Genomic DNA, 12006 nt, shown 5'->3' on the forward strand with positions numbered 1-12006 from the left:
GGGATAGCATATGCTAACTATATACATAATATATAGATATAAATATATAATATATAATGATTATATATTATATTATTACTTTGGCTACCCTATCATTTCCATGTAATAGAGGGGGGTGAATTGTGAAAGAATAGGCCTGTATCCCTTACGCAGAAAGGATAACAGGGCATTATACCAACTTTATACCAACTGCAGTTGGTATAAAAAAAGGGAGGGTTTCCCCTCCCTGTTCTTATTTAATTACACCACGAGTTCTTGATTAAGTCAGACAGTAAGTGGGCTTTGCCTGATCTGCCATTGTTCATTTTGTATGCTTCAACGGTTATCGCCTCCCTCTCAAGAAGGCAGGATATGCACTCGTTGAATTCCCTCTTCTTCATATGGCTTGAATTGAGCAGGGTTGAATGCAGCGCTTTGCCGCTGTATTTGTTCACGAGGATCTCAACTATCTTCCTCTCTCCGGACAGCTTATCCTGCTCGCTTACGATCTCCAGGAAGGGGATGGTGTTGGCAACGTAGAAATCGCAGAGGTAGAGGCATTGGGCGGCGAAAGTATTCCTGGCAAACACATCAGTTGTTACCCACTATATATGGGGGGATCAACATAAACGGATGCTGGCATGCGGCGGAGGAGGCGGTGCGGGAATGAGCCGGATTTAGGTACATCTTCCATTTTCCAAGAACTCCAACCCCTTTCTCCCTTGCCAGGTGTTCATTCGTTTCGGATGGTGGCAGTGGCTCCGCGTCTGGGCCTTGTCCGCCAGTCGTGCTTCACATAGAGGGTGAAGAGGGGGATGTCCATGCTTATGAAAGCGCCTATGCGCAGGGCGTTTTTAGCGGACACGGTGGAATCGCTGGTGAGCTTGCGGAGTTCGGGGGTGAGTTGCATGCCCAGGCCCAGGGTCACGGGGTGGCTCTTTTGCTGGAGGAGGAGGTACAAGCCCGGGGAGACGAGCTGTTTCCAACCGATCTGGGGTGAATTGGCATAGGAGGCGTCGGTGGCGGAAAAGCGGTAGGTGGCCACGGCGCCGAGGTCGAAAGCGGAGATGAAGATGCCCCGCAGTCCGGCGATGCCTGTTCCCCAGTTGATTTCGAGCCCGATGGGGCAGGCGAGGCCGCCCACGGCTTTGGAATCGCGGATATCGCCGCTGAGGGTTTCCGCTCCGCCGGCCAGGCCGGGATAGGAATTGAGGGCCACGGTGAAGCTGGCCTGGCGTTTGTAGGCATAGCTGCCCACGGGCTCGAGCACGGAGTTCATGAGGTCGCGGTAGTTCACATTGTCTGCTTCACCGGTGAGGGCGAGGGTGGAGATCAGGTTCATGAAGCGGCTCTGGGAGGCGGTTACCAGGCCTTGTTCGCGGGCAATGTCCACAGAACTGGTGAGCACGGAGTTCAGCAGCGGTTTGTATTCATGGGAGTCGATGAGGCGGGCCAATCCCACGATCTCGAAGCGGTGGCGGGTGAAGAGGCGGTAGTAATCGTTCCAGTCGTTCTGGGAAGGCGGGATGAGGTTCGAGCACTGCACCAGCAGCTTGTCGGCGGTGGAAAGATAGAGGCCCAGCCAATCCTCGGAATCCATTTCCCCGGTCCTGGCGGCGGGATCGAGGGCGGCAAAGAATTCAGAGACCGTGGCGCAGGAATCCAGATAATAGCGCAGATTGGCCTCGGTAACGCGCAGGGAATCGCCGTTGAGGTGGAGGTTATGATAATCCCGGGCGATGGTTTGCAGATAGATCTCTTTCCAGCCGGGCTCATAGAGGCGCTCCCGGAGCTCCGGCAGGGCCAGTTCGCCCTCGGCGTTGAGCATGTTCTTGGCGATGAGCCCGATGAGGCGAAAAAGCTGGGAACGCTGGGTCTGGCTGGCGGTGGAGACGAGGATGAATTCGTCCAGATTGCTCACGTTGTGGTAGGTGTAAGCGTCGTCGAGGAGGTCCCTCAGCTCGCGCAGCACAGAGATCTCCGCGGGCGGGACGTTCCCGGCCTCATCCAGCAGTTCCACGGAATAGCTGAGCACCCCCAGCGGGGCTTCCTGCAGGTCGCGGTCGATGGCGGATTTCCAGAGGTCGTAGGTGGAAAGGAAACTGGCGGAATCGATGCTGGTGAGCAACCTGGAAAGATGGGGGAACAGATGCCGGTAATCCGAGACCAGCAGTTCGTCGCGCCATTGGGAGACGGTGGAAATGAAAAGCTGCTGCTTGAAGCGCAGCAATATGGTGTCCATCAGGCTGTAGATGAGCTTGGTGGTGGTGTCGGACAGGGGGTTGAGCGACGGCATGGACAACTGGAGCTGTTCCGCCTGGGGATAAGCGTAGTAGCCGCCGGGAGCTCCGGGAAGGCGGGGAACGACGTCCGTTTCGGATTTCCAGCCGCCGCTGGCTTCCTCCTCTTCGGCCATATAATCGAGCAGCCATTCGGCATAGAGCCGGTCGGTCTCCACCAGGGCGCTGGTATAGCCGATGGCGGCCAGGGGCGCAACGCTAAGGAGCATGGTAAACACTGTGATCACAAAGGTCTTCATTTTGTCTCCCTGTATCAGCTTCGTGTTTTGGGTGCCTGGATATTCCAAGCGGAAGCAGATTCACGGCGGGGAAGTTTTCGTCAAGGGATTTGTTCGGTTAGGAAACTTTGCATGAAGTAAACACAGAGACACGGAGACACGGAGACACAGAGGACTGAGAAGTAATGGCTCAGCGATGATGGGGACAAAAGAGAGGGTTCACGCAGATTTCGCGGAAGAAAACGCGGATCAACGCAGATGAAAAGATAAGGCTCAAGTTCACTTATGGTGGGGAAACCCGGGTGGTCCTGTCCGCCCTGCCAGGTTCGAACCGCGTGGCGCATGATGCCAATCATGCGGAAGGCCGGGACGTAGCATTGGAACGCTGCGCTACGGCTGGCGCAACCTCCATAAGACTTGGATTTCAGCGTGCGCTAAAATGACAAAGCTGTGACTATTTTGGCGGCATCAGGGTGAGCGTGGCCTGCTGCGAAACCTGATCCTGGAAATAGGCGGTGAAGCCCCAGGTGACGGTTTGGCTGTGGTTATAGCCCAGATCGGTCCACTCGGTGGCGGAGCCTGGCAGCGCGGCCAGATGGGCTGTCCACTGCTCGCCGGAGAGGCGTTTGGCCACCACGATGCTGTCGGCCCAGGCGGCTTTGTTCAGCCAAAACAGGCGCACGCGGTTGGGTTGGCTCCAGCTGTAATCATTATCCAGATCGGCGGGCGCGGGGAGGTAACAATTGTACTGCTGCTGTTCCTCCACCGATTCCTGCTCGCCCTTGAAGGCGTAAACCTTGTAATAGTAAACCTTGCCCAGCTGCGCGGTGGTGTCCACCACGGTGGTGGCGTTGGCCGCCACGCTTTGGATCTTGCGTTCCCAGGCACCGTCCCAGAGCTTGCGGTCCACGAAAAAACCGTCTTCATCCGGGAAATTCTCCGCCCAGTTGAGGCGGACCTCTGTGGGGCCCAGAAGCTCGAAAGTGACTTCGGAAACAGTTCCGCCGGTGTAGGGCAGTGGATCATCCCCATCGGGGTTGAGAAGGTCGCAGGAGGCCAGAACGAGCAGCAGCAAGCCTCCCAAGAGCAGCAATGACAATCGGCGCATGTAAAACTCCTGAACTGATTATGCGCTGAAGCTATTTCGCAACCGCTCTTCCTGTCAAGATATTTCCACCTCGTAGTTTCGGAAGGGCTGGGCAAGCCTGTTCACCAGCGGCTGATTTGCAGATCTGGATGTTATTCCGCCACATGTGGTGTGGCATAAAATCTACAAAATATGTAAATTAACTGAAGAAATACCTTGACACTATTTTGTGGGAAGTGCATAATAACCCTGTATGATTCGCTGGGGCTGGAAACTCGCATCAGATAAAGCTTTGATGAATACAGCGGGGGACTTGGCCGCGGCGGTGCATGGATCCGGACTGGCAGCGCTGGCTAGGCTGGCGCGGGACCAGTGGCAGACAGAGCGGGAGGTGACATGCGCCTGTCCAAGATACTATTCCGCCTGCTGGCGGTCATCCTGACAGCCAGCTTGATCAATTCCTGTGTTCATCATGGCTGGTTTGAGCAGCCCATCAGCCATCCGCCCAAATTCAGCGGGAAAATGCTGCAATTGATCTACCCCGACAATCTGCATGAACACACTTTCATGACCAAGATCGAGTTTGACGGCACCACGCTGAAGGGCACCGCTTTTAAGGGAGGTAACGAGCAATACGCCCAGGAAAAGAACATGATCCGGGCCTATCTGCAACCGGAGGCGGCTTTTCCAGACTCGCTGCCCTCGGAATTCGCGCTGCCCATCTCGCAGATCAGCAAACTGGAAGTGTATGACCTCGATCTGGGGAGATCGGTTTTCAACTCCACCCTGGTGGGCCTGGGTGTGGCCGGTGTGATCTACGCCCTGGTATTTGTGTTGGCCATTCTGTTTGTGATCGCGGCATTATCAAGCTCCTGTCCCTTTGTTCACGCCTATGACGGCGAGGGCTATGCCTTCGAGGGGGAGATCTACGGTGGGGCCGTGTTTCCCAGCCTGGAACGCGAGGACTGGCTCGCCCTGCCCAGCCTGCGGTCGCAGGACGGTCTGTATCTGCTCAAGCTGGCCAATGAAGCCCGGGAGATCCAGCATACGAACCTGGCTGAGCTGCAGGTGGTGGACCATCCCCAAGGCACCAAACTTCTGGCCGATCAGGCGGGGAACTTCCACACCATCGGACCAGCCGCCCAGCCGCTGGCCGCGTTGTCTCTGGCATATAACAACGTTCTGCCCCTGCTGAGTGAAAGGGATGAAGCCAGATTCATGGGAGAAAATTTGCTGAGCAAGGACATGAACGTGGACGGCGTGGAACTGAGTTTTGCCAACGAGAGCCACGTGAGCTCTGCGAAACTGGTCTTGCGAGGCAGGAACTCCTTCTGGCTGGAGTACACCATCGGCGAGGGTTTGGATTTGTTCGGCGACAGCTATGACAGCTGGTACGAATCGCGGCAGGCCGGGGACTTTGCCCCCCAGTGGATCGCAGATCAAAACATCCCCCTGGCTGTGTACGTAAAACGTGACGGGGCCTGGCAACTGGCTGAGCGCATCCCCGCGCCAGGGCCCATGGCGGACCGGGATATGGTGGTGCCGCTGGACCTGCGGGGCATCCGCGGCGATGAGATCGAAGTGAAGCTGGAATATGGCGCTGGATTTTGGTATATCGACTACGCGGGGTTGGACTTCTCGCCCGATCAGGAATTCCATCAGACCACCCTCAGGCTGGACAAAGCCACCGACCAGGATGGCCAGGATGTGAGCGGGATGCTGCTGAGCAGCGACGACAGCTATCTGGTCCAGCCCAGGATCGGCGACACCACGCAATTGAGCTTCGCGGCGCCCGCGGCCCGGGAAGGCTGGGACAGGTCGGTATTCCTGCACAGCCAGGGTCATTACAAGATCATCCGCGAAAGCGGCGGGCTTCCCAGCCTGGCCAGAATAAACGCCATCAGGAAACCTGGCGGCCTCGGCAGATTCTCCCGGGAATTATTCCAGTCTCTGCTCGAAAGCAACCGGATCAACGCGTTTGCCGCCAGCACAGGAGGTGGGTGATGAACAGAGCATTAATCCTCATCTGCTTGAGCCTCGCAGCAGCGATCCCCTCTGTTGGCTTGCAGGCATTGGGCGAGGTGGGGATCTTCACCCTGGATTCCGCCATGACGCAGACACACTGGTGCCTGATCCGTGGCTCGGCGATCTCGACATATATGATCATGGTCCCGTCCTCCTCGAGCAATAGTAATGTGGCTGGGTATCTTAGTGGCGTGATGTTGAGTTTCAAGGTCAATCCCAGGCTGGCGCTGGGAGGCAGCATACTGATCGGTGCCAATAATCTGGGCGGGGATCTGAACGCCAAAGTGCTGTGCTGGCAGGATGGCCCGCACCACCTGAATGTGAAGCCCAGCCTGATCGCTTCGCAAGGCAAGGTGGAACAGGGATCCTACGCCACGGACCATTGCCAAGTCATGGGGTTCAGCCTCCCGGTGCTCTATTCGCTGGATACCTGGCGAAACCTGAGCCTGAACGCCTCGGCCGGGGTGAACTGCGAGTGGACGGATTTTTGGAGGACGGACACTGACTCCGGTGAGACCGTTTTGGAGTATGAGCTCTCACCGCTGTTGCACGGGCAGGTGAACATTAACGTGGAGGCCACATACGGTGTATTCTATCTGATCCCCGAGATCGGCATCTGCGTTGCCGACGGCAAGGACCAGGGGATCAAGATATTTGGCACATACGGTTTCGCCATCGGCATGAAATGGTAGACGCCGGGAATCGCTCCCGGCGTCTTTATCGTTGGATGGATTGGTGATCTAGAGGAAGCGCTTCACCACTTCCAGCACCTCGGGCAGGTCCATGCCGATGTTTTGGAGGTGTTCGAGGGTGGGAACGCCTTCGGGGGTCCAGCCCTTGCGTTTGTACACGGCGTCGATGAGCTGCTGGTACTGGTCTTCGCGATAGGCGCGCAGCAGGGCCATCTTTTCGGCGGTGGACTTGCCGGCGGGGTCGATGCCCTGTTTGCTTTGCAGCAGGCCGTCGTAGCGCTCCTGGCGGGAGAGGTATTCCTCTTCGGTTACGGGGCCCACGGCGCGGTAGGGCGGCACGTCGTCGATCCGGCGGCCTTTGCCCATGCGCATGCAGAACACTTTCTGGAAGTTGTAAACCCGCTCGGACTGGCGGATGAGCTCATGCTTGTCCAGCGGTTTGCCGGTGATGGCGGTATAGATGTCCACGTAGTTGGCCACGTGCTCCGGTACCTTGGCGGGTTCGTCGGTTTCGGCGTTGTTGGCGGGTTCGATGTCGTTCCAGGGCAGTTTGCACAGGCCCTGAAGTCCAAACCAGGTGCGGAACATGGGGAAATAGTGCAGCGCTTCGGCCTTGTCCTCAAAGGTGGGGATGTGGTTGTTCACCATGTCCATGAAGATCAGCCAGGCCTCGTCGTGCTGGGGCCCTTTAAGCGCCAGGGTGTAGCCGCCCTGCTGGGCCAGAGATTCCTTGGACATGTACTGCGAATATTCCAGGCCCTTGGCTTCCATGCCCATGTCCTGCAGCAGCGCTGGATCTCCGCCGTATTCGCGGGCGAAGATCTCTTTCATCTTGCGCACGCCCTGGCCGACCACCATTCCGAAACCTTCGCCCCGGGCCATCTGGTGGATCAGCTCGAAAACCCCGTCGGCGTTGCCCCAACTGAGGTCGATGCCACCGGTGATCTCTTGGTTGATGATGCCGTATTCGAAGCATTCCATGGCAAAGGCGCAGCTGGTGCCGAAGGAGATGGTGTCGATGCCGTAGGTGTCGCAGTAGAAATTGAGTTCGGTTACGTCCTTGGCGTCCCAGATGCAGAGGTTGGAGCCGCAGCCGCCCACGGTCTCATATTCCGGGCCGTCCACCACCACGGGTTGGCCTTTGTAGGGCCCGGTGCGCGGGATGAAGCCGTCCACCGCCTTGCAGCAGGAAAGCGAGCAGCCATACCAGCAGCCGTCGGGCATGTTTTGGGTGAAGAGTTTTTTGAATTCCCAGGAAGAAATGCCTTTGGAGGCCTCATCCTGGCCGTATTTAAAGTTCTTGATGGGCAGCAGGTCGTAGTCGTTCATGATCTCCACAAGGTGGGCGGTGCCCACTTCGCGCATGTGGCACTGGCTGGAGTCGCCCGCCTCGATCTCGCGGTGGAGCTTGAGGCCGGTCTTCTGCAAGGTTTCGAGGTCTTCAGGGTTGTTGGTGTCGCCCTTGAGGCCGCTGTATTTCACCACCAGGGCCTTGATGTTCTTGTCGCGGAAGACCATGCCGGTGCCGCCGCGTCCGGCCTGTTTGAGGCGGGCCACCTGGCGGCGCTTGTCCCAGAAGGAAAAATTGAGGCAGCTGATGGGAACATGTTCCGCGCCGCGTCCGGAAGAGACCACGGAGACGAACTGGTGGGCGTCCGGGCTGTCGGCGAATTCCTTGATCAGTTCTTCTGCCAAAATGTGGCTGTTGGTGTCTTCGTCAGGCGCGGTGAGGATCTTGACGCTGCCTTTGTCTCCGTCTATGAAAACGATCACTTCCTCGTTCGCCTTGCCCTGGATCTCGATGGCGTCCCAGCCGGAGAATTTTGCGTAGGGGCCGAAATGGCCGCCCACATTGCAATCCACGGGGATGCCGGTGAGGGGGGAGATGGTGGTGACGATGGATTTGCCGCTGCCGGGATAGCTGGTGTTGCCGCAGAGCGGGCCAAAGCCAATGCAGATCTCGTTCTCGGGATCGTTCCACTTCGTGTTGTCCTTCACCCCGTGCCACATCAGCCAGAGGTCAAAACCCTTGCCGCCCACGAACTTGTCGATCATCTGCTGGCTGACCGGCTTGGATTCGATCTGGTTCGAACCCACGTTCACGTAGAGGGTGCGGCGGTTGTAGCCCTTGTCCACAGGCTTGAGCTCATATCTGAATTCCGCCAGTAGGTTCCTGTCTTTCATGTCAATTCTCCTTTTCCACGATGCGGATGGCGTCAGCGGGGCAGCTTTGGGTGCAGATCCCACAGGCGACGCATTTGAAGGGCACGGTCTGGCCCTGGCTGATGAACATCGAGCCGGTGGGGCAGGCGGCCACGCACATGTAGCAGCCTATGCAGAGCCTGGCGTTGAGCATCACCACACCCTGGGCATTGATGCTCAGGGCCTGGGTGGGGCAGGCCTGAACGCAGATCCCGCACTGGTTGCAGGTGTTCATCTGGATGGCCCCGCCCGCCTCGCTGATGCGGATGCGGGAAAGCTGGGGATCGTCCACCTTGAAGTAGGTGCTGGAGCAGGAGCTCTCGCAGGCGTGGCAGGCGATGCAGTTTTCCGGATAAGTCTGAAGAAACTTCTTCATGATCCACTCCTTGGCATATATTCTCTTTGTAAAAGCATGTTCTGTATTTCCCGGTCCGGCGTCAATGATTATTTTCGCAGTTCGGCGCGGACCCGCGCGGCGATCGAGACGGGATCGAGCCCCGCCGCTTTGTAAAGGTCTTGGGAAGTGCCGCTGCTGGAGTAGCCTTCCACCCCGATCCTGACAAGGCGGGCGCTGAGCCCCTCCCCCACCAGGCGGTCCGCGATCATGGAGCCCAGGCCGCTGTGGACGTTGTGGTCCTCCACGCTGAAGATCTGGCCGGCGCGGGCTGCCTGGGAGAGTGCTTCCAGGTCGATCTCCAGAGGGCTGGAGACGTAAACCAGTTGCAGGAATATCCCTTCCTCGCGCAGCCTGTCCACGGCCTCCACGGCATTGCCAACCGGCGTTCCGGTCACGAACAGGGTGGCTTTGTTGCCGGCGCGGAGGATGTCCGCCCGGCCGTATTCGAAGCTGTAACCCAGGCCGTAAACGGGCTGGCCGTCTTCGCCGCGGATGATGCGCAGTTTGGAGCGGCCCATGGTGATCAGGTAGTTTCCGGGTTTGTCGATCAGCCAGCGCACCACGCGGTCGGTCTGGTTGGGATCGGCGGGGCAGATGAGGCGGAAGCCAAAGAGGTTGCGCGGCAGGCCGATGTAGTCGATGCACTGGTGTGTTTTGCCGTCTTCGCCCACATCCAGGCCCACGTGGGTGAGCGCCACCTTGAGGTTGGTGTGGTTGATGTCGTTCAGGCGCTGCATGTTGTAAACCTCGTCCAGGCCGAACATGCCGAAATCCGCCCAGAAGGTCTGGATCCCGCAGCTGGAGAGGGCTCCGCTGAGCACGGCAGCGTTGTGTTCCATGATTCCTGCCTGGATGAAGCGGTCGGGGCTCACTTTGGCAAAATCGCCGGTCTTCACGCTGCTCTGCAGATCGCAATCCACCACCACGATGGGGGTGGGGTTTTCCCGGTTGAGACTGGCCAGATCGGCGATGGCGGCGCCCCAGGCGCTGCGGTTGTCGGTGCTCTGCTCATAAACCGTGGGCTGGCCCGGTTGCAGCGAGCAGTTCAGCTCAAAGCTGCCGGTGTCCGCCTCTGGAGCCGGAGCCTGGAAACTTTCCCGCAGTTGGCGGTATTTGTCCATCTGGTTCGGCTGGTCCAAAACTCTCAGAGCCTCGTCAAGCTGCTCCTCCGAGAGCGCTGAGCCGTGGTATTTGGCCAGGTTTTCCATGCAGGGAACGCCTTTGCCCATCACCGTGTGGGCCAGGATCATGGTGGGCAGGTCAGCTTCGCTGGCGCTGGCCAGGGCGGAGAAGATCGCGCCGAAGTCGTGGCCGTCGATCTCCAGCACTTTCCAGCCGTCAGCTTCCCAGTTGCGGCGGATGTTCTGGGGCATCACGGCGTCGATGTTTCCACTGATCTGGAGGCGGTTGTAGTCCACGATGGCGGCCAGATTGTTGAGGCCGTACTTCACGGCGAAACGGCGGGCTTCGGAGATCTGGCCTTTCTGCTGCTCGCCGTCGCCCATCAGGGTCCAAACCATGTAGGGAACCTTGTTTATGCGTGAAGCCAGGGCCATGCCGGCCGCGGCGGAAAGCCCCTGTCCCAGGTTGCCGCTGCTCCATTCCACGCCCGCCACCTCACGCTCGATATGGCCTTCGAATTTGCTGCCCGCCAGCCTGAACTGCGAAACGGCCTCGTCCAGGTCGTGGTATCCGTTGAGGCTCAGGGCGGCATAGACGGCGGGGGAGATGTGGCCGTTGCTCACCACGATCCTGTCCCGGTCTGGCTTTTGCGGAGCGGAGGGGTCGTGGCGGATAACGTTGTAGAGTGCCAGGAGGAGATCGATGCTGGACATCGAGCCCCCGGGATGGCCGGAGGCGGCCAGGGTGGTCATGCTCAGGATGGCGGCCCGGGCTTGGTTGGCCTGGGTTTGCAGGCGGATAATGGTCTCATTGTCGGTCATAGTGGTTCTCCAAAAAAGAAATGGCGGTTCCCCCATATCTGTCCCACAGGACTTTTGAGCAAACCGCCTGAAAGCTTGGTGGAGCATAGGGGGATCGAACCCCTGACCTCATGACTGCCAGTCATGCGCTCTCCCAGCTGAGCTAATGCCCCACATGCTGGATAGCTTTGGCGACAATTCCTGAGGGCCGGCTTTTCTGTCAAGACAAAAACTTTCCGGACTTCCGCGCGCGGCGGGACCGGCGGCGCGGTGATCAGGGACAGAGGATGCTGTCCAATTCCTCTTTCAGCCGGATGTATGAATCCTCGGGTCTGGCCTTGCTTGAGGCACCGGTCACGATCCTGATGTCCCTGCCTTTCCAGCGCCATTTTCCGTCGCCGGAGGATACGAAGTACACGATCTTGCTTTGGTCCGGAAGCTCGGTAAATTGCTTCAAACCCCGGTTGAACAACAGCCAGGCTTTAAGGCTTTCCATCACCACCAGGGCATCATAGGTCTGGCCCGCGATGTCCTCCGGTTTGGCTACTTCGAGCACCGATACATCGTAGAACTCAGAGTAATCCGCCCTTATCATCTCTGTCAGGGCTTTCTTGTGGGGGGTATCCGCGTTCTTGAGCACGGCCACCACTATCCTGGGGCGGTCCTGGTCCGGCGCCCTGCCCTCAATTGCTTCCTGGGGCACGCTGCAGGCCGCGGTGAACATCAGCCCGATCAGCAACAACAAATAGACTGGCTTTTTCATAACCATCTCCTCTGCGGTTCGCAACTTCCCGTTGGCAGGGGTTTCTGTCAATGGAACTTTTCCACGGCTGGTGTCCAGGCCCGGTTTTCCTGCTCTGGCGTAAAGACGACCGCATCAGAACCGGCAGATTGCTGCCAACTGAGCTGGATTTGCGGGAAGAGCTTGCCCGGCGCCTTGTTACCATCCGGCCATGCAATTCGCTTGACAGAAACAGGCCGCGTAAATTCATGGCAAGTCTGCGGGGTGTAGCGCAGCCCGGTTAGCGCACTGGTTTTGGGAACCAGGAGTCGGAGGTTCAAATCCTCTCACCCCGACCACTTTAAGTATTGCCACGTGGGCGCTTAGCTCAGCTGGAAGAGCGCATGCCTTACACGCATGATGTCGGGGGTTCGAGTCCCTTAGCGCCCACCATTCATTTGAT

9 protein-coding genes and 3 tRNA genes are annotated in these 12006 nt (G+C 58.3%); 4 read left to right on the top strand and 8 right to left on the bottom strand.

Going from position 1 to position 12006, the window contains the following annotated elements; translation table 11 throughout:
• Positions 1-236: 236 nt before the first annotated feature.
• The 3 genes from LHW45_01260 to LHW45_01270 all read right to left on the bottom strand — a co-directional run bounded on the left by LHW45_01260 (position 237) and on the right by LHW45_01270 (position 3605).
• A complete protein-coding gene (locus tag LHW45_01260; protein ID MCB5284212.1) occupies positions 237-569 on the bottom strand; it encodes a hypothetical protein in 333 nt (110 codons plus the stop codon).
• 143 nt (positions 570-712) lie between these two features.
• Positions 713-2518, bottom strand: a complete 1806-nt coding sequence (locus LHW45_01265; protein ID MCB5284213.1) for a hypothetical protein — start codon at positions 2516-2518, stop codon at positions 713-715.
• Between the two features lie 433 nt (positions 2519-2951).
• Complete coding sequence (locus tag LHW45_01270) at positions 2952-3605, bottom strand: hypothetical protein (GenBank protein MCB5284214.1); 654 nt, start codon at positions 3603-3605, stop codon at positions 2952-2954.
• A gap of 375 nt (positions 3606-3980) precedes the next feature.
• Here LHW45_01270 and LHW45_01275 point away from each other — a divergent pair, with 375 nt between their 5' ends.
• Positions 3981-5588, top strand: coding sequence for a hypothetical protein (locus LHW45_01275; protein MCB5284215.1), 1608 nt, complete (start codon positions 3981-3983; stop codon positions 5586-5588).
• The gene (locus tag LHW45_01280) at positions 5588-6301 is read left to right on the top strand and encodes a hypothetical protein (GenBank protein ID MCB5284216.1); all 714 of its coding nucleotides are present in this window, start codon (positions 5588-5590) and stop codon (positions 6299-6301) included. The genes LHW45_01275 and LHW45_01280 overlap by 1 nt, the downstream gene beginning before the upstream one ends.
• A gap of 48 nt (positions 6302-6349) precedes the next feature.
• Here LHW45_01280 and LHW45_01285 read toward each other — a convergent pair whose 3' ends face one another.
• The 5 genes from LHW45_01285 to LHW45_01305 form a co-directional block, all read right to left on the bottom strand.
• Positions 6350-8485 (bottom strand): aldehyde:ferredoxin oxidoreductase, encoded by a 2136-nt coding sequence (locus tag LHW45_01285; protein ID MCB5284217.1) that lies wholly within the window; start codon positions 8483-8485, stop codon positions 6350-6352.
• A 1-nt stretch (position 8486) separates the two neighbouring features.
• Entirely contained in the window at positions 8487-8879 is a 393-nt protein-coding gene (locus LHW45_01290) for a 4Fe-4S binding protein (protein ID MCB5284218.1), read from the bottom strand.
• A 68-nt stretch (positions 8880-8947) separates the two neighbouring features.
• Positions 8948-10843, bottom strand: a complete 1896-nt coding sequence (locus LHW45_01295; GenBank protein MCB5284219.1) for a transketolase — start codon at positions 10841-10843, stop codon at positions 8948-8950.
• A gap of 76 nt (positions 10844-10919) precedes the next feature.
• A tRNA-Ala gene (locus tag LHW45_01300) sits at positions 10920-10995 on the bottom strand.
• A gap of 101 nt (positions 10996-11096) precedes the next feature.
• Positions 11097-11585, bottom strand: coding sequence for a hypothetical protein (locus LHW45_01305; protein MCB5284220.1), 489 nt, complete (start codon positions 11583-11585; stop codon positions 11097-11099).
• Between the two features lie 239 nt (positions 11586-11824).
• On the opposite strand from LHW45_01305, the gene LHW45_01310 reads away from it, so the two are divergent.
• Positions 11825-11902: transfer RNA gene (locus tag LHW45_01310), tRNA-Pro, on the top strand.
• An 18-nt stretch (positions 11903-11920) separates the two neighbouring features.
• Positions 11921-11996: transfer RNA gene (locus LHW45_01315), tRNA-Val, on the top strand.
• Positions 11997-12006 lie beyond the last annotated feature (10 nt).

It is taken from the genome of Candidatus Cloacimonadota bacterium, from assembly GCA_020532085.1.
GTDB lineage: Bacteria > Cloacimonadota > Cloacimonadia > Cloacimonadales > Cloacimonadaceae > Syntrophosphaera.

What these genes read in the sequence shown, in the direction of transcription:
- LHW45_01270 (MCB5284214.1), bottom strand. Translation starts at nt 3,605, where the DNA reads ATGCGCCGATTGTCATTGCTGCTCTTGGGAGGCTTGCTGCTGCTCGTT.
- LHW45_01285 (MCB5284217.1), bottom strand. Translation starts at nt 8,485, where the DNA reads ATGAAAGACAGGAACCTACTGGCGGAATTCAGATATGAGCTCAAGCCT.
- LHW45_01290 (MCB5284218.1), bottom strand. Translation starts at nt 8,879, where the DNA reads ATGAAGAAGTTTCTTCAGACTTATCCGGAAAACTGCATCGCCTGCCAC.
- LHW45_01295 (MCB5284219.1), bottom strand. Translation starts at nt 10,843, where the DNA reads ATGACCGACAATGAGACCATTATCCGCCTGCAAACCCAGGCCAACCAA.
- LHW45_01280 (MCB5284216.1), top strand. Translation starts at nt 5,588, where the DNA reads ATGAACAGAGCATTAATCCTCATCTGCTTGAGCCTCGCAGCAGCGATC.
- LHW45_01275 (MCB5284215.1), top strand. Translation starts at nt 3,981, where the DNA reads ATGCGCCTGTCCAAGATACTATTCCGCCTGCTGGCGGTCATCCTGACA.
- LHW45_01305 (MCB5284220.1), bottom strand. Translation starts at nt 11,585, where the DNA reads ATGAAAAAGCCAGTCTATTTGTTGTTGCTGATCGGGCTGATGTTCACC.
- LHW45_01265 (MCB5284213.1), bottom strand. Translation starts at nt 2,518, where the DNA reads ATGAAGACCTTTGTGATCACAGTGTTTACCATGCTCCTTAGCGTTGCG.